Annotated in this window: 16 protein-coding genes; 2 read left to right on the top strand and 14 right to left on the bottom strand. The window is 43.9% G+C overall.

The annotated features are described in order from the left end of the window. From JWG44_RS22250 to JWG44_RS07695, 5 genes are all read right to left on the bottom strand, one after another. A partial coding sequence (locus JWG44_RS22250) for a transposase (RefSeq protein WP_232371544.1) occupies window positions 1-995 on the bottom strand: 995 nt, incomplete at its 3' end. 696 nt (window positions 996-1,691) lie between these two features. After that, window positions 1,692-2,678 carry an adenosine kinase gene (locus JWG44_RS07680; RefSeq protein ID WP_205274380.1) on the bottom strand — a complete coding sequence of 329 codons (987 nt, stop codon included), beginning with the start codon at window positions 2,676-2,678 and terminating at the stop codon, window positions 1,692-1,694. Between the two features lie 4 nt (window positions 2,679-2,682). Beyond that, on the bottom strand, window positions 2,683-3,585 hold the full coding sequence (locus JWG44_RS07685) for a 50S ribosomal protein L11 methyltransferase (protein ID WP_205274381.1): 903 nt from the start codon (window positions 3,583-3,585) through the stop codon (window positions 2,683-2,685). Next, window positions 3,582-4,352, bottom strand: coding sequence for a PrsW family glutamic-type intramembrane protease (locus JWG44_RS07690; RefSeq protein ID WP_205274382.1), 771 nt, complete (start codon window positions 4,350-4,352; stop codon window positions 3,582-3,584). The genes JWG44_RS07685 and JWG44_RS07690 overlap by 4 nt, the downstream gene beginning before the upstream one ends. Further along, the gene (locus JWG44_RS07695; RefSeq protein ID WP_205274383.1) at window positions 4,349-5,977 is read right to left on the bottom strand and encodes an energy transducer TonB family protein; all 1,629 of its coding nucleotides are present in this window, start codon (window positions 5,975-5,977) and stop codon (window positions 4,349-4,351) included. The genes JWG44_RS07690 and JWG44_RS07695 overlap by 4 nt, the downstream gene beginning before the upstream one ends. A 174-nt stretch (window positions 5,978-6,151) precedes the next feature. On the opposite strand from JWG44_RS07695, the gene JWG44_RS07700 reads away from it, so the two are divergent. Together JWG44_RS07700 and JWG44_RS07705 are read left to right on the top strand one after the other, a co-directional pair. Beyond that, entirely contained in the window at window positions 6,152-7,546 is a 1,395-nt protein-coding gene (locus JWG44_RS07700) for a glycine--tRNA ligase (protein ID WP_205274384.1), read from the top strand. Between the two features lie 1,578 nt (window positions 7,547-9,124). After that, window positions 9,125-9,622, top strand: coding sequence for a GNAT family N-acetyltransferase (locus JWG44_RS07705; RefSeq protein WP_205274385.1), 498 nt, complete (start codon window positions 9,125-9,127; stop codon window positions 9,620-9,622). 84 nt (window positions 9,623-9,706) lie between these two features. Here JWG44_RS07705 and JWG44_RS07710 read toward each other — a convergent pair whose 3' ends face one another. The 9 genes from JWG44_RS07710 to omp85 form a co-directional block, all read right to left on the bottom strand. Next, window positions 9,707-10,426 (bottom strand): L,D-transpeptidase family protein, encoded by a 720-nt coding sequence (locus JWG44_RS07710; protein ID WP_205274386.1) that lies wholly within the window; start codon window positions 10,424-10,426, stop codon window positions 9,707-9,709. Window positions 10,427-10,617: 191 nt separating this feature from the next. Next, window positions 10,618-11,148, bottom strand: coding sequence for a DUF1493 family protein (locus JWG44_RS07715; RefSeq protein WP_205274387.1), 531 nt, complete (start codon window positions 11,146-11,148; stop codon window positions 10,618-10,620). A 295-nt stretch (window positions 11,149-11,443) separates the two neighbouring features. Then, complete coding sequence (locus JWG44_RS07720; RefSeq protein WP_205274388.1) at window positions 11,444-11,620, bottom strand: hypothetical protein; 177 nt, start codon at window positions 11,618-11,620, stop codon at window positions 11,444-11,446. 210 nt (window positions 11,621-11,830) lie between these two features. Next, window positions 11,831-12,709 (bottom strand): transglutaminase family protein, encoded by an 879-nt coding sequence (locus JWG44_RS07725; protein ID WP_205274389.1) that lies wholly within the window; start codon window positions 12,707-12,709, stop codon window positions 11,831-11,833. Further along, on the bottom strand, window positions 12,702-15,239 hold the full coding sequence (locus JWG44_RS07730; RefSeq protein WP_205274390.1) for a circularly permuted type 2 ATP-grasp protein: 2,538 nt from the start codon (window positions 15,237-15,239) through the stop codon (window positions 12,702-12,704). Before JWG44_RS07730 ends, JWG44_RS07725 begins: the two co-directional genes overlap by 8 nt. Before the next feature lie 30 nt (window positions 15,240-15,269). Next, window positions 15,270-18,581, bottom strand: a complete 3,312-nt coding sequence (locus JWG44_RS07735) for a transglutaminase family protein (protein ID WP_205274391.1) — start codon at window positions 18,579-18,581, stop codon at window positions 15,270-15,272. A gap of 42 nt (window positions 18,582-18,623) precedes the next feature. Then, entirely contained in the window at window positions 18,624-19,565 is a 942-nt protein-coding gene (locus JWG44_RS07740) for an alpha-E domain-containing protein (protein ID WP_205274392.1), read from the bottom strand. A 35-nt stretch (window positions 19,566-19,600) separates the two neighbouring features. After that, window positions 19,601-21,031: a circularly permuted type 2 ATP-grasp protein gene (locus JWG44_RS07745; protein ID WP_205274393.1), complete on the bottom strand. Its 1,431-nt coding sequence runs from the start codon at window positions 21,029-21,031 to the stop codon at window positions 19,601-19,603. A 592-nt stretch (window positions 21,032-21,623) separates the two neighbouring features. Further along, a complete protein-coding gene (gene omp85, locus JWG44_RS07750) occupies window positions 21,624-23,075 on the bottom strand; it encodes an Omp85 family outer membrane protein (protein WP_205274394.1) in 1,452 nt (483 codons plus the stop codon). Between the last annotated feature and the right edge of the window lie 384 nt (window positions 23,076-23,459).

Genomic DNA, 23,459 nt, shown 5'->3' on the forward strand with positions numbered 1-23,459 from the left:
ATTTTAGGAATTTTCCCAGATTGAAATAATCTTGTGATTCTCTGATCCGGACAGTAAAGATCGAAGTCTTTTAAACTGCGAAAGTTTGCTTCACTCGCATAACCTGCATCCAAGACGTATTGAATTCTTCTTGAATCTTCCTCCTTTGATTTTAAAGAAGAATAAGAAGTTTCTACCTTTTGAATCATCTTTTCCGCAAACTGAGTATCCGATTGTCCTGTCTCAACACACTGTGAGACGATCATGTTGGATTTGCAATCGACCGCCGCCTGAGCGTTGTAACCTACGAGAAAGCCGTTTCCTTTTTTCTGTAGATCGCAATTTCTCTCAAAGAGATGAATCCGACGACGGTCTTTGTGCTTTTTTAAGAATTCTACCGCTTCCTTTAACTTGTCTGTTTTCCGTTCTAATTCTTTTTTCTTTTTTTGAATTTTAGAATGTTCTAAATCTGCAGACTTCTCCCATTCTTTGAATTTGGTTTTACTAACTTCTTCGATTTGTTTCAGCCTCTTCTCAAATCTTTTTAAGTCTCCAAGATCGTCCGGATTGGCGTTTGCCTTGATCTTTGTTCCGTCGATCGAAATCGTTTCAAAGTCGATAAAGCCGCTTTCATATCCAAGAAATACCGTCTGGGAAAATAGATCCTCGATTTCATTTTTATGAACTTTTCGAAACTTGGAAATAAATGTATGATCCAATTCTTCTCCATCCAAAAGATAGATCAGCTCGGCCCTGAGTTTCGATAACCTGCAGAGTTCTCTCATCGAAAGATTGCCGATTAAGATGGAATAGAAAAGGGCCGAAATTACTTTCTTCGGAAAAATCGCAGGTCTTCCCGTTTCGTCATTTTGATAATTTTTCTCAAAATCCTCAAAATCTAAACGTTCCATGACTTTCTTAAATCCATGGATCGGATGTCCTTCTCCGAACAATTCATGAAAGTCTAAAACATGCATCCTTAGCTGATTCGGGTCTGTATTCTTGAACTTTGCCATTGTGCTAATCTAGCAGGTTCGTAAATATTGCACCTCTTTTTCAACAGGGTATTGGGTGGAGGGGCGGGAGGTGGAAAACTCCGGGAGATTTTTCTCTATCAGAAAAAACGTATCCTTGCAAGTAAAAAGTTTCCTCTCCCTTTTGTCGGAACTCCTACAAAGAGATCGATTTGGGTGTCATCGTTTCTAAATAACTTTCTCAACTTGTGGCTAAGGGTATGTTGTTTTTGGGAACTCAGCGCGTCATTTCCTATAGGTCAACCGCAGAAAAATTTTCACGGTAACTTTAAAGTAGGAACTCTAACAGTATTTCTTCAAACAAATAGGCTCGCAATACTATCCATTCTCTGTAAAAAAATCTTTTTACACCTTGAACAACGAGAATAAAAATAGAAGAAATTGAATTCCATTTTTAGAATATACTAAAAATTAATTTCAATTTCTTCAAAAGTCTCATTCTAAAGTTCCCTTAATTTGCGAAAAGATCGGGTCCGGGCACTCACTGAGTTTAATTCCCCCGGAGAAGGGGGGAGCGAAAGCCGCATTTTGCGGCTGAAGCGAGGGGGAAGCCTTTCCCCCCGCAAAGCGACCCATAGGAAAGCTTTGCGTTGAGTTCAAGCGACCCATAGGAAAGCTTTGCGTTGAGTTCAAGCGACCCATAGGAAAACTTTGCGTTGAGTTCAAGCGACCTAATTCCTATTTTAGAATCTCGTCTTGCCTTCCCATCAATTTGATTCCGAGCCTAGGTCCGATTTCTTGGACGATTCTGGAAGCGACGTAGTTTCCCCAACGGGTCGCCCTTTGCAGACTGTAACCTTGGGTCAGTCCATAAAGAACACCCGCCGCAAAACAGTCTCCGGCTCCCGTTGTGTCGAGAGGTTTTACCGGAAATCCTTCCACGTGGGAGATCGTTCCGTTCTCCGCAAAAAAAGCGCCGTTTGCAGAATCGGTCATAAATACGAGAGGAGCAAGACCCGCGATAAATTTGAGGGCTTCCTGTTTGTCTTCTTTTTGAGAAAGCGCCTTTGCCTCTTCCGCGTTGCAGAATACGATATCAAAGTAGTCTTTTGTTAAACGAATAAAGTCCTCTCTGGAACGATTCACACAAAACGGATCGCTGTATGTGTAGGCGACTTTGACTCCGTTCTTTTTGGATTCTTCCATCGTCAAAAGCGAAGCTTCTTTGGTTCCGGGTCCGTCCCAGAGATATCCTTCTATATAAGAAATCTTTGATGTTTTTAATTTTTCAACGTCTATATCTGATTTTTGTAATGTGATGGAAATCCCCAAGTGCGTCAACATCGTTCTCTCCGCGTCCGGAGTGGTGAGAACCACACAGGTTCCTGTATGCCCTTTGTCTTCGGGGGCGACTTCGAAAAAGATTCCGGCCTCTTCCATGTCCTTTTTATAAAATTCTCCGTAGGTGTCTTTTGAAACCTTTCCGGTATAAGTTCCGGTTCCACCCGAGTTTGCGATCGCGATCATCGTATTGGCCGCGCTTCCCCCGGAACGAAGTTCTCTTTTACTTCCTTCCAGCGCCGTCAAAACTTCCGCCTGTTTTTCCGCGTCCACAAGGGTCATGATCCCTTTGTCGAATCCCAGACGTTTGATAAATACGTCTTCCGTAGGAACTAAAATATCCACGAGTGCGTTTCCGACTCCGAATACGTCGTAGTGTTTCATCGGTTTATCCTTTTCTTTTCCATTCGATCAATTCCCAGCCTGTGTCTTCCTGAAAGAAAATCCCTTCTCCGCCCACAACTTCCGCGAGGAGTTTTAAGAATTCTTCCTTTCTCTCGGTGATCACGCCGCTAAAGAGAAAATGATTTGTTTTTACAGATGCAATTTTTTGAATATTCGCTTTTAATACCGCGAAGGTGATGTTTGCGATCAATAGATCCCATTCTTCTTTTTGGATCGGTTCAAAATCGAAACCGCCCTCTTCCACCACTAAAATCTCCGGTGAAATCTCATTGTCGTCCCGATTGAAGGTCGCCGACCTCACACCGTTTGGATCGATATCCACCGCGAGAATATGAGAAGCTCCCGACTTTGCAGCCGCCACGCTCAAGATCCCGGAACCGGTTCCCACGTCTAACACACGTTTGCCGGAAAGCCCGAGACTTCCCATTCTTCCCAAAACGAGTCTTGTGGTTTCGTGATGTCCCGTTCCAAACGCGAGTCCCGGATTGATGAGCATTGGAATGATCCCGGGAGGTGTCGTGCTCACTGCGATGTCTTTTTCCCAGGTCGGAATCACACGATAAGAGCCGATCACAAAGGGTTTATAAAATTCTTTATAGGCTTCTTCGTATTCTTTGGTTTCGATCCAACGGGATTCTAAGAAGAAATTTTCTCCGGCGTTTACTTTTAAGAAGATGAGAATTTTGGTTTCATTCTCCTTATCTTCTTCCGCCAAATAAACGCGGAACTTCGTATCGTCCGAGATGATCTCTTCGTTTGGAGCGCGCGGAACTTCCCGATCAAAGAGAATCTCGTAGTAGCCTGCGACCCCCGCTTGATCTAAGAAGTCTGTAAAATCGTCTGCGATTTCTTTCGGTATGGTAAGAATGATTTCTCTGTATCTCAACTTGTTTCCCGGGTCGTATCCAAAATTTCCGCTTCGACCGGACTGTCATCTAGGATTTCATCCTCAGAGATGAAAGTCCGAAAGTCTTTTACGATCCAAACCCAGATTCCGATAAAAAGCGCGGTGGAAAGCCATCCTCCAAATCGAGATTGAGGAAGGACAAAAAAGTTAAAAAGTCCGTGTTGTGAGACCGCGAGAAGAAAGGCTAAAAAAAGATAAACCGGTCTGTCCTTTGGTTCCTTCCGATTCGATTTCACAAAGGCCAGAGCAAAACAAAGATTGATAAGAAAGTGTGCGTTCGAAGATCGAATCGTGCGTCCCACAAACATCGCGATTCTATCTTCTTCCTTTGCGTTGAAGATATAGTTCGCGTTTTCGATTCCCGCAAATCCGAGCGCGACAAACCCACCGATCAAAACCATTTCTTTACGAAACGTGTAGGTCTTCCAATCAAAGGCGAGAAGAAGTCCCGCAAAAAGAATCAAAATTCCCTTACAAAATTCTTCCATCATCCCCGCTTGGATGAAGGCGATATGAGCCGTCTGTGTAAGAATATGCCCCGCCCGTTTGGGAGCGGCCATCTTTACCTCCGGCCAAAAGATCGGATGTAATTTTAAGACGATCTCCGTGGAAAGATAACCAAGAAAGATCGCAAGAAGAATTAGGAAAATTCTCTGCGGTGTGTTCTTTCCCGGAAAAATAAGGATCAGAAAAAATCCCCAAGGAAGAATGGAAAGAAACCCGAGGAGTGCGACGTCTACGCTCATAGTTCCTCCATATAACGTCCGTCATACATCATCACGAGTTCTTTCTGAAGAGGCGTGGGCATCGCTTCCGGATCGATGCTTCCGTTCCAAAAAAGTTCGGTGACTCTTACATAACCTTTCGTGCCAGGAGGAGGCATGAGAGGAGAAAGACTTTCTATGAGTTCCAAGGTCATCTGATCCTGTTCAGGATAACCGGAGGCTTCCACAAGATCCACGTCCACAACTTCTCCGTCCGGAGTCACCGTATAAGCGACCACGGAAGAATAGTTGCGAGGAGCCCTTCTCCAGTATTCCATAAAGGATTCCGGACCTCTCATCTTCGCGGAAATATAATTCGAATAGGTCGAAGGTAATTTTTTTCCTCGAACCTGACGGACTTCTCCTTTGACCCTTCCTTCGTCCGCAGGCTTGTCGTCCGGAATTTTATCTCCTTCCTTCTGGGTCGGGGTTTCGGTTCCGGATACAACTCCTCCGTTCAAACCTTCGATTTCGCTCGGAAGATTCGGATCGATAAAGTAGAATTCCATATTCTCCGGAGTAAAATGAGTTCTTTGTCTTTCCTGTTCTTTTTGTTCCTTCTTTCTCTGAAGGGTTACGGGAATGATCAGAACCAGAGAAATCAAAATCATATGAAGAAGAATACTGTAGGAGAGATTGCTGATGAATACGTTTCTCGGACTTGTATCTTCGGATTCCGGCTTTGCTTTGATCGTTCGATTGAGAAGAAATCGGGAAAGAAGATGGATCCCGACGATTCCCGTAAGAACCAAAAGAGCCGGAACGATACTCGAGGTGATCGCGAAAAATTTCTGATCTCGAATTCCCGGTTTTAAACCCATGGACATGAGAAAACGAATTCCATCCGCGGGTTCGAGCCAAGAAAAGAACGCCGTCGCAAAAAACAAAAGTAAGAGAAGAAATAAAAAGAGAATCGAAAATCCTTTCCAGAGATTTCCAAGATAGATATGCCCCCATCCCGGAAAGATCCAATCTCTCAACTTGGCGTATTTTTCTTTCCTGCGACCCCATTCTCCCTGAAAGCCTGAAAACTTTGCGACACGCGCGTGTTTTTCAAAAATTCTCCAGGGTCTTCGAAAAAGAAAGAAGGGTTTGCCTCGGCTGAGGAGCGTGTCTCCCGCGATAAGAACGGAGAAAAAATAGAGAAAGCTGTCTTCTACGATTCCCAGCTGACCGTATTCGAGACGATACGGATCTTGAAAAACCAATCTGGAAGTGAGATAACCGGCGACGAGAAGGACAAGAATCTTAAAGTGAAATCTTTCGATCTTTTCTTCTTCCACCACCTTGCCGCGGTTCGATTTCGCCTGACGTTCCCTTTCCTTTTTTAGAGAAAAAGAATGCCAAAAAAGAATGATGATTCCCAGGAAGACGTAAAATCCGATCAACCATTCCCCGAGTTCCATCACCAGAGAACGGACAAAGGCTTCTACGACCGGAAAGAGAATCGCGGATATTTCCAGAGGATAAAGAATACTCCAACAGAAGATCTGAAAGAGAAGAGATCCAAACGCGGAAGAACGGATTTCCTTTCCTTTGGGAAAGGAAAAAAGAACCCCCAATGGAAAAAAGATTCCCAGACCTAGAAAGGGGGAACTCCAGGACAAGAAATTGACACCGAAGATGACTAGTTTCTTTTTCAGGCAAGGTCTCCTTGGACGCTGCAAAACGGATTTCTATCAACCATTGGACCCGAACAAGGAGCGTAGGCAAACAAGAAATCCTTTCAAAGAGAGAATTAAAATACTTTATTCCCGAATCCAGAGCAAAATCCTGGGCACATGGAAAAGAAAGAAAGTCTCGATTCCTCTTTGAAGGAAATCGTATCCGTCTGCAAACGTAGAGGGTTTGTTTATCCCGGTTCTGAAATTTACGGAGGACTCTCAAACACCTTCGATTACGGTCCTTACGGAGTCGAACTTCTCCAAAATCTAAAACAACTCTGGTGGAAGTATTTTGTTCACTTAAGAGAAGACGTCGTCGGACTGGATTCTTCCATTCTTCTCAACCCAAAAGTCTGGGAAGCATCCGGACACGTTTCCAATTTTACCGATCCATTGATCGATTGTAAGAGCTGTAAGACCCGAATCCGCGCGGACAAGTTCCTAGAAGACCAAAAGGGAGAAGGTTTTGCGACCGGCCTCACCCTGGAAAAGATGAACGAAGTGATCAAGGAAAACAATTTCGCCTGCCCGAACTGCGGGCAAAGGGGAACGTTCACCGAGGCGAGAGACTTCAATCTGATGTTCAAGACTTCTCATGGCGCGAGCGCGGAAGACGCACTCGATATCTATCTTCGTCCGGAAACCGCACAAGGTATCTTTTTAAATTTTAAGAATGTGGTCTCCACCACCAGAAGAAAGATTCCCTTTGGAATCGCACAGATCGGAAAGTCTTTCCGAAACGAAATCATGGCTCGTCAGTTCGTCTTTCGGACGAGAGAATTCGAACAGATGGAGATGGAATTTTTCTGCGAACCGGGAACTCAGAAAGAATGGTTCGATCACTGGGTAAGTTATTGTATGAATTGGCTCACCGATCAGGTGGGAATCAAAAAAGAAAACCTGAGAGTGAGAGAACACGAAAAGGAAGAATTGTCTTTTTACAGCGAAGGAACTTCGGATATAGAATTCAAATACAACTTCGGTTGGGGGGAACTCTGGGGAATCGCTTCGAGAACCGACTACGATCTAAACCAACATCAGAAATTTTCAGGAGAAGATCTGAAGTATCAAGACCAGGTTCAGAATAAAAAGTTTATTCCTTTTGTCGTAGAACCCGCGTTAGGCGTGAATCGTCTTTTTCTCGCGGTCGTAACCGACGCCTATGAAGAGGAAAAACTTCCGGACGGAGAAGTAAGAACCGTTCTTCGTTTTTCTCCGAAGATCGCTCCCGTAAAAGCGGCGGTTTTTCCTTTGATGAAAAAGGACGGTCTTCCTGAAAAATCCAGAGAGATCTTTGCCGATCTTTCCAAACTCGGAAACATTGAATACGACGACGGCGGCGCGATCGGAAAAAGATACAGAAGACAGGACGAGATAGGAACTCCTTTTTGTATAACAGTAGATTATGATACTCTAAAGGATAATACCGTCACCGTAAGAGAAAGAGACAGCATGTCTCAAGAGAGAGTTCCGGTCGATAAACTTGCGACCTGGTTGTTTGAGAGATTGTAAGATTTTTTTTTGCAAAGAATTCGGCTCTTCCGATTGAGAAGGGCCGTTTTTTTGTACAGTCAGTCGGCGGGGATGGTGTTTAGGCGAACTTCGTGAAGTCGCGGGGTGGTGTTTCGGTAGGAGGTTCCGACGGCGTTTATACGAACTTCGTGAAGTCGCGGGGATGGTGTTTCGGTAGGAGGTTCCGACCGCGTTTAGGCGAACTTCGTGTAGTCGCGGGGATGGTGCTTCGGTAGGAGCTCCGATGGCGTTTAGGCGAACTTCGTGAAGCACCGTGGATGGTGTTTCGGTAGGAGTTCCGACGGCGTTTAGGCGAACATCGTGAAGCACCGTGGATGGTTTTTCGATCGGAGTTCCGACGGCGTTTAGGCGAACTTCGTGTAGTCGCGGGTGGTGATCTTCAGTAGGAGTTCCGACGGCGTTTAGTCGAACTTCGTGAAGCACCGTGGATGGTTTTTCGATCGGAGTTCCGACCGCGTTTATACGAACTTCGTGAAGCACCGTGGATGGTTTTTCGATCGGAGTTCCGACCGCGTTTATACGAACTTCGTGAAGCAGCGTGGATGGTGTTTCGGTAGGAGCTCCGATGGCGTTTAGGCGAACTTCGTGTAGTAGCGAGAGGGGCGGGCTCTTAGTAGGAGTTCCGATCGCGTTTAGTCGAACTTCGTGTAGTGGCGTGGATGGTGTTTCGGTAGGAGTTCCGATGGCTTTTAGGCGAACTTCGTGTAGGAGCGAGAGGGGCTTTGTTGTCGGAGTCGCGACCCCGCGTTTAGGCGAACTTCGTGAAGTAGCGAGAGGGGCGGGCTCTTAGTAGGAGTTCCGACCGCGTTTAGGCGAACTTCGCGAAGTAACGTGAGAGGCATTGTTGTCGAAGTTGCAACGGCGTTTATGCGAACTTCCTGAAGTCGCGCGAGCGGCATTGTTGTCGAAATTGCTACGGGGTTTATACGAACTTCGTGAAGTCGCGGGGATGGTGTTTCGATAGGAGCTCCGATGGCGTTTAGGCGAACTTCGTGTAGTCGCGGGGATATTTCTTCGGTAGGAGTTCCGACCGCGTTTAGGCGAACTTCGTGAAGTTGCAGGGATATTTCTTCGGTAGGAGTTCCGACCGCGTTTAGGCGAACTTCGTGAAGTTGCAGGGATATTTCTTCGGTAGGAGTTCCGACGGCGTTTAGGCGAACTTCGTGTAGTAGCGAGAGGGGCGGGCTCTTAGTAGGAGTTCCGACCGCGTTTATACGAACTTCGCATATTTCTGGTCTTATTTCTTCGATCGGAGTTTCGACTTTGCTCTTACGGGAACTCCAGGCGAATCAGTATTTTCATCGTAAAAAAGTAGCGTCAGAATCGACAACCGGATATTATTTCCTATTCTTCTTTTCATTGTTATTTGAAGTTCTATCGATTCATTTCTGCTTTCCATTTCTTAAAAAAATCAAACACCTTCTGACCCAATAAAGGAGGGACATCGAATAAAAAGGTTCTTCCTTTAAAAACTTCTTCTTGAAAGGGAAACTAGGTTGGAATTCAATATCTTTCTCTAGTTTATCTTTCTCGTTTGATAGAGAAAATTCTTATCCCATGGCAAAAATAAAAAAAGTGGTAGCGCCGTTCCAAATCGCAAACCTTCTCCCTGAACACAGAGAAAGTGCGATCGAACTCGTAAATCAATTCTTCCGTTTTGTGAATTCTCTCACGTTAGACGGTATTTTTAAAATTCGTCCACGCGCCGGAACCAAAATGATAGATGTCTACTTAAAACTCCGAGGAACCGGCAAAGTGCTTCTTCTTGGCGGCTTCTTAGGTGAAGAATTGGTCTCCATCCTCATTGCCCGAACGGAAGATAAACCCTATTTAGAAGAAAACAAAACTCTTTTTATCGATTTAGCAGTTACAAAACGAGGAAAACAAAAGTCAGGGTTTATGAAACCTCTTATCCTTTCTTGCGAATCCTGGGCAAAGGAACAAGGTTTTCAAAGCGTAGAATTGAGAGCAATTTCCGAAAATGAAAATGCCGTTTCTTTCTGGAAAAAAATGGGCTATGACCCCTTTTACATTCGTTTTAGAAAATCGATTTGATTTTTCGCACCAGTAACGTTTAAACTTTTTTTTGGAGAATAAAAGAAGAATGATTTACCTCCTTTGAACGATCGCTATAGATCATCAAATTGTAGCCATGCTATTTTTGTTCTTGATTGCAAAACGGATTCGAGAATATAAATCATCTATCCAAAATGGATAGTTATGATCCTTAATTTTAAGTACGTTCTTGTTGGGTGAAATAATTACTCTTACATTTTCTTTCCCGACTTTGGCTACCAATGCAAACAATTCTTCCGCAACGTCATCCCCCATTGCCAAACATCCTATGGATACGTCCTTCCCATGAATAAAAATATCTCCGCCTAATGTGACGCGCCCGTCTATTAATGCTTTTTCTTTATCATAGCTATTTGGGTAATCCAATTTTAAGGAAAGATGGAAACGACTATTCGGATTCAGTCCAATGATATCGTATATTCCTTCCGGAACTTGCTGATCCCCTTCTAATAATTTAGGACCAGGAAGTCCGCTTGCCTTCCTGATTCTATAACTCGTAATCCGTTTAAAATCCGAGTTCGATTTTCCCCACAACTCTAATATCTTTTCCTCTTTATAAACGATAAGCAACAATGCGTTCGGCGGAAACTCAACTTGTGAAGTTCTAAATAAATTTTGATATTTGAATTCGATTCGCGCCCCGATTCTCTCCATAACATCTTCTACAGTTTGTTTCCCTCCTCTTCCAATTTTTAAATTTAAGAATCCCGAATAATCCAGACTTAAAATTAAAACTAAGGCGCCTGCGAGAGAGAATAGAAATAAGATTATCTTTTTTTTCATTGATAAATTCTCTCCATCCTGTCGCTTAAAAAAGAGACCCTCTACATTGGCGTCAAGTTCCTTTGCTTAGGGTTTGCCATGAAGTCTCCAAACTTACATCGATACACCTCTCGAACCGAAGCGTTAAACAATGTATCCAACCCTTCGCGAGCACGGATCTGCAGGACGTAACTGGCAGGAGCAAAGAGTAGTTACTTCTTTCTTCGATACTTCCTCTCAAATCTGGTTTGGAACTTACTTTGCCAATATTTAAGTTCAGCTTCGACTGGAATGGAACGAGAAGATAAATTCTCCCATTTTCCCGAGTACGCGGCGATTATCAAATCACCGACTACAAACGGCCTCTTATTTTTATTAAAGTAACTAATCTTGTAGGCATAAAAACCGGAATCAATTCTAAAGAATTTTAGGATTCGCTCGATGATCAAGCTCAAGAGAAAAAATGGTAAATACAAAAAGAGAAAGAATCCACGCCGGAATGAAATATCACCCTCTTCGTAAAAATATTCTTTGAAGTTAAGGGATGACCAATCTATCTCTATGTAGCGATTAATATCGTTCAATAGATCATCAACATCATCTCCATGTAGTCCTAGGTCATTATTTAAGGACAGATTGAGATCGATCGTTTCCATCTCCTCTGCTCTATTTCGAACAATGCATATAAGTATCCTTTTAGCAATTTTTAGCATTCGTTTCTTTTCATGCTCATTATATTCCATCTACGAATTTCCGTGCCTATCTTACACAATGAAAAAGACTTCACGAAGTTCGCATAAACGCCGGGTTTTTCAACCCCCGCACCAAGCCCGGCAATTTCACGAAGTTCGCATAAACGCCGGGTTTTTCAACCCCCGCACCAAGCCCGGCAATTTCACGAGGTTCGCATAAACACCGAGTTTTTCAATCCCCGCACCAAGCCCGGAACTTCACGAAGTTCGCATAAACACCGGGTTTTTTCAATCCCGCCCGCACCAAGCCCGGACCTTCACGAAGTTCGCATAAACGCCGAGCTTTTCAATCCCCGCACCATGCCCGGACCTTCACGAAGTTCGTATAAACGCCGAGTTTTTCAACCCCCGCACCAAGCCCAACCTTCACGAAGTTCGTATAAACGCCGAGTTTTTCAATCCTCGCAAGCCCAACCTTCACGAAGTTCGCATAAACACCGAGTTTTTCAATCCTATCTGCCAAGCCCGGACCTTCACGAAGTTCGCATAAACGCCTTCATAAAAACCACATCAACGATACGACGAGAGCAATACCGCGCACACAAACCAAAAAGCCCAAAAACTTATTTTTCCTGCCTTAAGATTTTGTCTCATTTCATTCGCTAAACTTTCTTATCGAATGCAAAAAGAAATTACGCGTAATGGATATCGATTCAAAAAAGGAAACAATCTGTTACCCTTCTCGAATCACATCGACTTCGACTTTTAATTTGTGTTTTCCGCCTCCGAATAGAATTCCTTTGAGAGGAGAGACATCCGCAAAATCTCGACCGATAGAAGTAAAGATGTATTCTTCGCTTAACATTTTTCCGTTTGTTGGATCGTAATCCACCCAACCGATCCCGGGAGAATAGATAGAAAACCAAGCGTGTGACGCGTCCGAACCTTGGAGCTTGGTCTGACCAGGAGGAGGAAAGGTTTCTATATACCCGGAAACGTATCGACAAGGAATGCCAACACTTCTCAATGCGGCGATCGAAAGATGTGTGAAGTCTTGACAAACCCCTTTTCGATTTTTCAAAACTTGAGCAGGCGGAGTTTGTATCGTGGTAGCGCCGGCTTTAAATTCAAACGATTGATAGAATTGAATCGTATAATCCATCACGGCTTGTAAAAGCGGTTTTTCAAAATCCATCATCTCCATCGCAAACTTTGCAAAAAGAGGATCTCGGATTGCAAACGCCGAGTCCGCGATGTATTCCAGCGCTTCCAAATCCTCTCTTAAATGTGAAGCGGCCAAAAGTGAAGGAATTTCGGAAACCCTCGGAGAATGATTCAAATCTCCATAATCGATAGGATGTGTGCTCACCCGACTTTCTGAAACGATCTCCAAGGATTGATGTGAGTCCTCAACGGAAAATGAATATACCAAATTCCCAAAATAATCCTTTCTATAACCGGAGACGGAAGGCCCCGGATGAACCCTCAGCTTGAGATCCTTACAATCCTGATGGCGATTGGTCCCAGGACACATATGCGCGAGATTATGACAGTGGGAAACTTCTTCTTGATAGCTGTATCGGGTAACGTGTTTTACTGTGTAATCAGCCATCGTTGTAATCTCCAAGCTGAATCTGTTCTTCCAGGTAACGGAAATATCTTGCGCTGATCGAATCGGATAAGGAAGCGATCTGATAGTTGATATCGTTCAACCATCTTACGATGCTCAAAGAAGGATTTACGTATTCAAAAAGACGTTTTGCATCCTCTTGGATAAATCGATTCCGAACCTCGGAGACGATTCTTTCCTCCGCGGTCGCCTCTTCTTTTTCGGAGTGAGGAAGATAGGAAACGTATTCTCCGAGTTTACGCAATTGATAAGCCAAGGATCTCGGGTTAGTTTCGTCAAAAAGAAGAATATCCAAAACGGATTCGGCTTCGATTCTATATCTATATCTTCTTCTATAAGTGATCTTGATATCGTTGATATTCAACAAGGCTTCGAACATACTTTTGTTATACAGAGTGGATTGGTTTAAAACCGTCGTCACAAGTCGGATCGTGTAAGAAGCTCTTTCGATCCGTTTCCCGATATTCATAAAATACCAGCCTGTTTCCCGGGACATACTCTCGATACCGAGACCGGACATGGAAGCAAGTCTTGTGATCAAAAGGATCAGATATTCTAAGATCTCATCGTAAGAACCGTATTTAAAAGAGTCGTCCGCTTCGATCATGGAAAGAATGTACCGGCTGTCTTCCGAAAGTCGATCTCTCACAGACTTGGATGATCTAACATAGGCGTTCAGATCCGAACGAATACTCCCAGTCTGTTGTTGAGAGAAAACTTGAGAAAACATCTGTTCTCGCGCGCCGTTCAACGGATCTTCCAAATTCAGTTGTAAAAATCCGGGATACGTCGCCGTAACGTGAGTCGCGATCTGAAGGAGAAGTTGGACGTGGTCCTTTTCATACGGTTCGTCCATATGAATCATATTCAAAATGACTTCGCGTAACAATCTCGCCTGGTTTTCCGAACGTTCCGCATAACGTCCCATCCAGAACATATTGTCCGCGACCCTGCTCGGAATACCGGCCCCGCTCCGTCTGATCTGCATTCTTTCGGTCTTTCCGGGAAGAAGAGTGACGTCTTTTTTCTCTTCCGAAGCCAGGATCCAAAGATCCTTAGAGATAGCGCCGGTTTGATTGGTGACCACAAGATCGTTAACGTTCTCGGTGACTCTTACCAAACCTCCGGACATCGTCATATAACCGTTTTCCGATAGAGTCGTAAACGCCCGAAACACCGATCTTCCCTGGATAAAACTTTCACCCGAAAGAACCGGACAAGTGGAACCGTTTACGATTTCCTGAGCTACGTATTTTTCCGGATGAGCAAAAAGTTTTTTCCAGATTCTTTCTCTTTCGCTATTGGGAATGGAAGAAAGAAAAACACCAGGCTCCATCGGATCTCGAACCGCACGTTTGAATACGAATCGATCCGGATAATCCAAAACTTCCTGTCTAGATTCCGAATTTCCCATCCAAAGGGTTCTCACGTTAGGCAAAATCAGATCTTCCGAAAGATAATATCTGCAAAGAGAGGATAAGAACGGATGGATCGCCCGATTCTCCAAAAAACCGGAACCGATCGGATTTGCAACACGGACGTTTCCTTCCCGAATCACATTCAAAATTCCTGGTACACCCAAAAGAGAATCTCCTTTGAGTTCGAGAGGATCCATGTATAAGTCCACAACTCTTCGAAAGATCACGTCGACTTGCTGCAGACCTTCGACAGTTTTGATAAAAACGAAATTATTTCTTACGGTTAAGTCTTCGGCTTGTGCAAGGGTAAAACCTAAGTAACCCGCGAGATACGCGTGTTCAAAGTAGGTTTCATTTCCTGCGCCGGGAGTTAATAAAACGATGACGGGTTCTCTTTCTTGAACCTTCGATAAGGACTGCAAAGCCTTTCGCAAAGAACGAAAATAAAGTGCGACTCTATGCACTTGGGAATCCCTGTAGATCGAAGGAAAAATTCTGGAAAGAACGATCCGATTCTCCAGAGAATAACCGGAACCGCTTGGAGCTTGGATTCTATCCCCAAGAACGACAAAATTCCCGTTCTCTTGTCTCGCCAAATCGGAAGCCATAAAACAGAGTTCGTTCGAAGTCGAATGACCGAAACCGTTGCACTGTCTTAGAAAATCCGGTGAACTAAAAAGAATCTCGGGTGGAATTTTTTTATCATAGAATAATTTACGCGGCCCGTAGACGTCCTTAAAAAGCGCATCCAAAAGTTCCGCTCTTTGAACGAGTCCTCTTTCAACACCTTCCCATTCCTTACTTTCCATCAGAACCGGAAAAAGATCCAAGGACCAGAGACGTTCGACGGCGCCGGGTTCTTCATAGACGTTATACGTCACACCGTTTTCCTGAAGAATTCGAAGCGAATCTCTTTTTCTTCGAACCAATTCTTCCGGAGATAAGGATTCAAGAGAGTTGATTAAGAATTCGTATTTTGTCCTAAGTTTGCCTTCTCCGTCATACAATTCGTCATAGATGGACGGATTCGGGTTGTATCCTTCCCGCAGATTCAATCTTGCGTTGGTTGGGTTGACCATAAAATTCTGAACCATCTTTCAAAGTCCTTACATTTTGGCGATTCTTTACGGAGTCTTTTTTTTCCAACCGGGACCGGGCGCCAGACGCAGATCCAAGGTAAATGGAGAATGCGGATGTGCAAGATTCTTCGGACGACTCGTAGCTCCGGCCGTATGTCCCTGATCCGAAAAACGACTGATTCTTCTGCTCTCCGCTTCGAAAGAATTAACCGGAAACGTATCATACGATCTTCCGCCAGGGTGGGAAATAAAATATTTACAACCGCCGATCGACCGTTCGCTCCAAGTGTCCCAGAGATCGAAAACCAGAGGATTTGTGATCGGAAGATTCGGATGAAGAGTAAAAACGGGAGCCCAGGCCTTGAACCGAACTCCGGCGACGGCTTCTCCGTTTTTTCCGGTCGCCCTCAGAGGAACTTCGTAGCCGTTACACGAAAGAATATACCGGCCTTCAGTCCATCCGTCCACTTTGACTTGAATTCTTTCCAAAGCCGCATCGACGGCCCTGGAAGTTCCGAAAGAATTGGCCTCTTCCCCTAAAACGTCCCAGGGTTCCAACGCCATTCTTATTTCGACCCTGATCGTATCCTTTTGAATGTGACCATATTCAGGAAATCTAAATTCAAAAAATGGAATAAAGTCGTCTTCGTAAAAAGGATAACCGTTCTCTTTTAGATCTCTGAGAACGTCCTTAAAATCCTCCCAGACATAAAACGGAAGAAGATACTTATCGTGAAGTTCGGTTCCTCTTCGGATCGGCGCGTGTTTGTAAGGTTTCTCCCAAAAACGGCACAACAGGGAAAGAACGAACATCTGCTGCACGACGCTCATCTTATAGTGAGGCGGCATTTCAAACGCGCGGAATTCCACAAGACCCAAACGACCAGTGGAGCCGGTTGGAGAATAGAGTTTATCGATGGAGATTTCGGAACGATGAGTGTTACCCGTGATATCAACTAGCAGATTTCGGAAAAGACGATCCACGAGCCAAGGAGGAACGCTTTCCAAATTGTCAACTTGTCTACAAGCGACTTCGAATTCATAAAGAATATCCTCTCTTCCTTCGTCCATCCGAGGAGATTGCGAAGTGGTTCCGATAAACAAACCCGAGAACAAATACGAAAGAGAAGGATGGTGTTGCCAATACGTCGCGAGACTTCTCAAAAGATCCGGTCGCATTAAAAACGGACTTTCTTCCGGAGTCAAAGCTCCTACCGTGATATGATTCCCGCCGCCCGTTCCGGAAGCCCTTCCATCGACTTGAAATTTTTCAGTGCTGAGTTTTGTTTCCGACGCTCTTTTATAAAGAATTTTTGTTTTGTTTTCAAGTTCGGCGAACGAAGTAGAGGGATGCAAATTCACTTCGATTACGCCCGGATCCGGAGTGATTCTAAAAAGTCCGATTCTTGAATCGCTCGCCGGCTCGTAACCTTCGAGACGCACTTGAAAACCGGAAGCAAGAGTCGCCTGTTCGACGCTTGCGATGAGATCGACCCAAACGTCAGACGTAGGAACCGGAGGTAAAAATACGTGTAGAATTCCGTCCCTCACTTCCACAACGAGAGTGGACTGAATCGGCAATTCCTTTTCTCCAAACATCTTAGGGGAGGAATCCACCCTCTTTCGGATTTTTTCCTCCAAAACTTTTCGAGAAGGAAGTTTGTCTTTTTTTTCAATCGAAGTAAATTCGGGAATTTCTCGAAAACGATCGCTGATAGAAGAAAACGGAATCCTAAGACCCGCCGGAGAATCTCCGGGAATCAAAAAAAGTTTTTCCCTTCTGAAATCCCAAACCGAACTTTCCCACTCATTATTTACATAATTATAATATACTGGAATAGCAAAAGCGACTTCCTTTTTAAAACCCTTGTCCAAAACCTTGAGCAGTCTCTGTCTTTCCAGAGTATCGAACGCGGTAGCAAGTTTTTTTTCGAGCTCAAAGGGAAGATTGGCTTCCTTCCAAAGATAATAAAGATTATCTTCATACATCGGAATCATATACGAAAGATCGATTCCGAGAGTTCTACAAATCGCACACGCCAGAGTTTCCGAAGCTTTGTGCGGATCGATCTCTTCCTTTTTCTTTTTTGGAGAATCGGGAGTGTCTATCAAAAGAGAATCGTCGTTCCATAGCGGAACCTCGTCCTTTCTCCAAAGACAATTCATACTCCAACGAGGAAGCGGTTCTCCCGGATACCATTTTCCTTGGGAGAATTGCAAAAGAGAACCCGCGGTAAAGTCCTTCTTCAAACGAAACATAAGTTCTTTGGAAAGCCTAAACTTCTCCTCTCCGAGAGCCTCGTGATTCCATTCCGAACCTTCTCGGTCTTCGTCGGAAATAAAGGTCGGTTCTCCGCCGATTGAAATTTTCAGTCCGAGATCTTTTATCTTATGATCGAGAGCTTTGCCCCTTCTAAGAATATCGTTCCATTTGGATTCCGCGTATGGAAGTGTGACCCGAGGACTTTCTAAAATTCTTTCGACCTCCATTCTAAACTCAAACTTTGTCTCTGCCGGGTCCGCATAACCGAAGATAGGCGCCGCACTCATCGGTTCCGGTGTTGCGGCTAACGGAATATGACCTTCTCCGGTGAGAAGTCCGGAAGTGGGATCCATTCCCACCCAACCCGCACCCGGTAGAAAAACCTCCGCCCATGCATGCAGATCGGTAAAATCTTTCTCAGGACCTTTCGGACCTTCCAAAGGAGTTTGATCCGCTTTCAACTGGATGAGATAACCGGAGACGAACCGTGCAGCCAAACCGAAATGTCTCAGAATCTGAACCAGCAAAAAAGAAGAATCTCGACAAGAACCCATTCTTTTCTGAAGAGAATCCTCGCAGGTCTGGACTCCCGGCTCCAACCGAATGATATAACCGATGTCAGACGAAATTCTTCGATTGAGCTCGACGATAAAATCGATGATCCTTTTTTTTTCGGTGATCCCGTCGGCTCTTAAAGTTTTAAGATAAGATTGCAAAAGTGTTCCGTTTTCGGAGGGAGTCAGATAGGGAGCCAATTGTAATTTTAGAATTTCCTCATATTCGAAAGGATAATCCTCGGCGTAGGCTTCCACAAAAAAGTCGAAAGGATTGATGACCTTCATATCCGCGATCAGATCGACGAGAACCGAAAGTTTGTCGGTTTTTTCCTGAAAAACTAGTCTTGCTTGAAAATTTCCAAAGGGATCCTGTTGCCAATTTAGAAATTGTTTTTCGGGTTCCACCTTTAAGGAATAGGAAACGATATTCGTCTTACAATGAGGCGCCGGACGAAGACGAATCACATGAGGAGAGAGCGTAATCTTTTTATCATACTGATAGATCGTTTCGTGCGTAAGAGCTACTCGAATGGACATAGAATGTTTTCCGCCTAAGTATCGATTCCAAAAAAACTTCGATTACAATCGAAAGTAACGTTCATCGATTCGATCGTGAATCCCGTTGATCTGAAGTTGAAGACGATCCAGATATTCGTGCATTCCGGAGCTGAAAATCTCATCGACCGAAGTATAACTGAGCTCGGACAATAAGACCCCTACTCTTTTTTCAGCTTCGCAGGAATATTCGTCCATATCGGTTCCGCTCAGAAGTTTTAGACTTTCGAAGATTTTTCTTAGGGAAAAACGCACCGCCCTCGGAAACTGTCTGTCGAGAATCAAAAATTCTGCGATGTTTTTCGGAGTGATTTTTTGATAGATCCGATTGAACATCTCGTGTGCGCTCGTCGACTTCAAAAGGGAAAGCCATTGAAGAAGATCCAAATTGGAACCCACGTCATGCGAAGGAAGAAGAATAAAATACTTCATATCCAGGATACGAGCCGTTTTATCGGCTCTTTCCAAAAACCTTCCCAACTGAGCGAAATACCAGACCTCGTCTTGCGAGATCGTGGCCTCTTGACATCCGTAAAAAAGAAGACACTGATTTCGGATGGTCTTAAAGAATTCGCCTAACGCGGAAAGATCCGTATCGGAAAAATGTTTTTTCGATTTAAAGTTGAGATAGAATTCGTTGATTACTTCCCACATCGGCGTGGAAATATTCTCCCGAATTGTTCTCGCGTTTTCTCTCGCCCTTACAAGACAATTGATAATCGAATTCGGATTGTCGGTATCGAAAGTCATAAAATGGATCACGTTTTCTTTCGAAGCTTCCGCGAACTTTTTTTGAAAGAGCTCGTTGTCGCCCGTCGTAAATACGAGAGGCATCCACTGTCTGTTTACGTCTTCGTTTAGATCCAGGGACAATTGAAAATTTACGTCAATGAAGCGGGAATAATTCTCCGCCCTCTCCATATATCGGTTCATCCAATATACGGACTCAGCTACTCTGCTCAGCATAGCAACCTCTCTCGTTCTGATTTATGTGTATCGTTTTAGCCTTCGCCCATCACCCAGGTATCTTTTGATCCGCCTCCCTGCGACGAGTTGACAACAAGAGATCCCTTTCTAAGGGCAACACGAGTCAAACCGCCCGGCATCACATAGATGTCTTCTCCGTAGAGAATAAACGGCCTGAGATCCACGTGCCTTCCTTCCAATTTATCTTCAATCAGAGTGGGAACCCTGGAAAGACTGAGAACCGGTTGTGCGATATAATTTCTCGGATTCTGATCGATGAGCTCGCAGAATTCTTCCTGTTCTTTTTTGCTCGAACGGGGACCGATCAACATTCCGTAGCCGCCGGCTCCGTTAGCCGCCTTTACTACGAGATTGGCTATATTCTCTTTTACGAATATTCTATCCTTTTCATTGGAACAAAGATAAGTTGGAACGTTCGGAATGATCGCCTCTTCGCCAAGATAGTATTTGATCATCGCAGGAACAAAAGTGTATAAGACCTTATCGTCCGCAACACCGGCGCCTGGAGCGTTTACGATCGCGACGTTTCCTTTTTTATAAGCTTCGAAAATTCCTGGAACACCCAAAAGGGAATCCTTGTTAAAAACAAGAGGATCCAAGAAAGAATCGTCGATCCTTCTATAAATGACGTCTACGATCTTGAGTCCACGAGTGGTCCTCATATAAACCTTTTCGTCTTTGACAACGAGGTCGCTTCCTTCCACAAGAGGAACTCCCATCTTTTGAGCCAGGAAAGAATGTTCATAGTAAGCGGAGTTATAAATCCCCGGAGTCAACACCGTAATCGAAGGATTGGATTTACCGCTCATATATTCGAGCATTCCTCTGAGACGAATCGGATAGTCGTAAGTAGGACGAACTGAAAGACTTGCAAAAAGTTCAGGAAACGTTTTTTTCATCACTTCACGATTTTCTAATACATAGGAAACTCCGGAAGGACATCTGAGATTGTCTTCGAGAACGTGAACCGTACCATCTCCGTTACGAACCAAATCGGTTCCTGAAATATGAATCCAAGTTCCTTGGGGCGGGTTGATTCCCTTACATTCCTTGAGATATCCGGGCGAAGAATAGACGTATTCCGCAGGAACGATTCCGTCCTTGATGATCTTTTCGTCGTGATAGATATCGTTGATAAAAAGATTGAGAGCTCTTGTCCTTTGTTTGAGCCCTTCTTCCAACTTTCTCCACTCGTGTGCGGTGATGATCCGGGGAATGATATCGAAAGGCATGATCCTTTCTTCCTCTTCCTCGTCGCCATAGACGTTAAAAGTGATTCCAAGAGATAAAAGGGCTTTTTCGGCGCTTGTCTTCCTTCGGACCAATTCCCGATCGTCCATGGTTTCGATTCTCGATTTTAGAAAATGATAACTTTGGCGAATTCCGCCTTCCGGAGAAAACATCTCATCATAAAAAGAATCGGTCTGGTAATTGGTCAGAAGCATAGTAAGTACCTCAATAAGAATGTCCCAAATTGCGCTCAATACGCAAGCAGTTTTTAAATATGTTGTTTAATTTTTAATTATATAATTTCATATTGCTTATTTTTTAATCATTTTGACAGACTTATCAGAGAATTTTTTAGAAAAAGAGCGTTTTCCCGAAGAGAAAAGTCACGTGGAAATGGAGAATCGGCTCCTTTTTGGTTTCGTGTGAGCCTCCACAAAACGAAAAGCCCCTCGCCGATTACGAGAATCACCTTTTTAAGCCTTTTAAAATCAAAGAAGTTAAGTTTATAACTTAGAAACACAGACCTTGGATCGGGAAACTCAAAACGTAAAACTCCGGCTAAAAGGCGCGCGCTTAAAGTTGGCTCGTACGCGTACCGAACTTTCTTTTGATAGAATTGCGAAAAAAACTCCCACCCCTCCTTTGGTTCGTTCTTAAATGGAGAAAACCAAAACTATAATTTCGGATAGGCCAAAAACGATTCTACTCGTATCGCTTCGTTTTGGAGGATTGGCGGCAAGAAGTAAAATAGAGGAAAGATTGAATTCCCAAAAGGCGTTTAAAAAATCATTCAAACATTAGAATATTCTAAAATGCGTGACTGAAGTCTAAAAAAAACTGAGTATCTTCCTTTGATTTTGCAAAATCGAGAAGGATCACTGTGGCCTGATTCCATATAATTCTCAAACCGCTTCCCCAGGAATGTTTATAACCTACGAGGCCTAGATTTTTTTCCGAATTCCAAACCCTGCCTATGTCGAAAAAAGGAACTAAACTCATTGTAAAGAGTTGATCTCCGATTTTAAAAGTGACGAATCTCCATCGAAGTTCGGCGCTTCCAAAACCGACCATAGGCGCCACAAATCGATCCTGTCTGTATCCTCGCATCGTTTGAAGTCCTCCGATCCCCGTAATCGGGCCGTCCAAACTCCATAGATAACGCACTTCGGAAAACGGAGCCCCCGAGGATGTGTAGCCTAACGCGCCTCTGGTGGCAAAAACCAATTCTTCGAATACGCTCGGAAACAGCTTATGAAAGTATTTTGTCTGGAAGAAAAGTTTATTATAATTAAAGTCGGAGCCGGTTCTTTTGGATACGTTGGCTACGTTCATCTCGATCAAAATCCCTCGATCCGGGTCCGGTTCAAAGTCTCTCGTATCGTAAGCGATTCCCGCCCTCATATAAACGATTTCACCGCCGTTATAACCTTTTATCTTTCCCGCTTGATAGTCTTCCGTGAGTTTTGATTCTCCATTGGGAACCGAGGTTTCCCAGATACTACCTGCGAGATACGGATCCTTGGATGGATTCCATTTTCCGTCGGAATGACCGATGATATTTTTGGAAATCTCGTTTGCCAAAACCCATTTGAACGCTTTCCAAAACGTATAGTCGATACTGTTGAACAAGGTAGTCGAGTTGAATAGATATTGATTGTATCCCTGATCGCTCACGGTCGGTGTCACTTCCGATCCCGCCCTTGCAGGACGAATGTAAACTTGAGAATTTTCATAATCGTCGAAGTTTGCGTTGTTTATGGAACTCATACCCGGCTGGTTTCTAGGACGATACGAAAGAGAATTTAAGGAAGACTCTCCGATCCCGAAGTATTGAGAATTGGGATTGTAATCCAAACCAAGGCTGCTCTTCCATCGAAAAGCCGTATTTGCGATATAAGGAGAATCAAATTGGATAAAATGATTTTTCACTCCCTGGTTTGTTTGAAAAAGTTGAATCGTAAGTTTGCTTCGATAAGGTTCGTATTCGTAATACGGATCGTTTTTTTTTCCGTTAAAAAAGAGGGTGGCTCGGATTCCTCCTCCCTGACCACGAACCGGGTCCGAACTAAAAAGCGGGAGCGCGGTAATATACATCCCTTCCTTTTTTTCAGCGAGTTCACCCGGATCGAGTCTCTTACTTTCATCCAAAGGAATTCGTGCGCTCGGTTGATTTTGGAGTCCTTCCGCAAAAATAGAAACGGTATTCCCAAAGATTACAAAAATCCCAGTAAAAATAAAAATTCTATATTTTTCGAACATGGACGCGGATTTCTTTTACAACCAAATGGGGGAAAGAATTTTGTTTGTATAGGTTTATTCCTGCTAGGTTTCGACTTTCTTATGGTTTGGAACCCCCCACGGTCCGGAAAATCCTCTCCGTTTGGATTTTGAAAATCCTATTTCGTATCCATCCGGCAGAAAAGCCCGCCGGCAAACCCAGTCTCTGAGAATACAAACGGCGTTTTTGAAATTTTTGATTTCGCTTAACAACAGAGTGGAAAAAAATTTCTTCTTTTTTTTGTATTCCCGTCTTTGTTTTCTTTCGATTTCAAAACGGCGTTTCTCCCATTGAGAACGCATCCACGACTCGTTCCGTTGAACCGAAGAACTGCGTTTCCTCCTTATCAATTTTATCGAATTATA

The organism is Leptospira ainazelensis (assembly GCF_016918785.1).
In the GTDB taxonomy this organism is placed as follows: Bacteria; Spirochaetota; Leptospiria; order Leptospirales; family Leptospiraceae; genus Leptospira; species Leptospira ainazelensis.

Coding starts and splice junctions, on each gene's coding strand:
- JWG44_RS07680 (WP_205274380.1), bottom strand. CDS start 2,678: ATGAAACACTACGACGTATTCGGAGTCGGAAACGCACTCGTGGATATT.
- JWG44_RS07690 (WP_205274382.1), bottom strand. CDS start 4,352: ATGAGCGTAGACGTCGCACTCCTCGGGTTTCTTTCCATTCTTCCTTGG.
- JWG44_RS07700 (WP_205274384.1), top strand. CDS start 6,152: ATGGAAAAGAAAGAAAGTCTCGATTCCTCTTTGAAGGAAATCGTATCC.
- JWG44_RS07705 (WP_205274385.1), top strand. CDS start 9,125: ATGGCAAAAATAAAAAAAGTGGTAGCGCCGTTCCAAATCGCAAACCTT.
- JWG44_RS07710 (WP_205274386.1), bottom strand. CDS start 10,426: ATGAAAAAAAAGATAATCTTATTTCTATTCTCTCTCGCAGGCGCCTTA.
- JWG44_RS07715 (WP_205274387.1), bottom strand. CDS start 11,148: ATGGAATATAATGAGCATGAAAAGAAACGAATGCTAAAAATTGCTAAA.
- JWG44_RS07725 (WP_205274389.1), bottom strand. CDS start 12,709: ATGGCTGATTACACAGTAAAACACGTTACCCGATACAGCTATCAAGAA.
- JWG44_RS07730 (WP_205274390.1), bottom strand. CDS start 15,239: ATGGTTCAGAATTTTATGGTCAACCCAACCAACGCAAGATTGAATCTG.
- JWG44_RS07735 (WP_205274391.1), bottom strand. CDS start 18,581: ATGTCCATTCGAGTAGCTCTTACGCACGAAACGATCTATCAGTATGAT.
- JWG44_RS07740 (WP_205274392.1), bottom strand. CDS start 19,565: ATGCTGAGCAGAGTAGCTGAGTCCGTATATTGGATGAACCGATATATG.
- JWG44_RS07745 (WP_205274393.1), bottom strand. CDS start 21,031: ATGCTTCTGACCAATTACCAGACCGATTCTTTTTATGATGAGATGTTT.
- omp85 (WP_205274394.1), bottom strand. CDS start 23,075: ATGTTCGAAAAATATAGAATTTTTATTTTTACTGGGATTTTTGTAATC.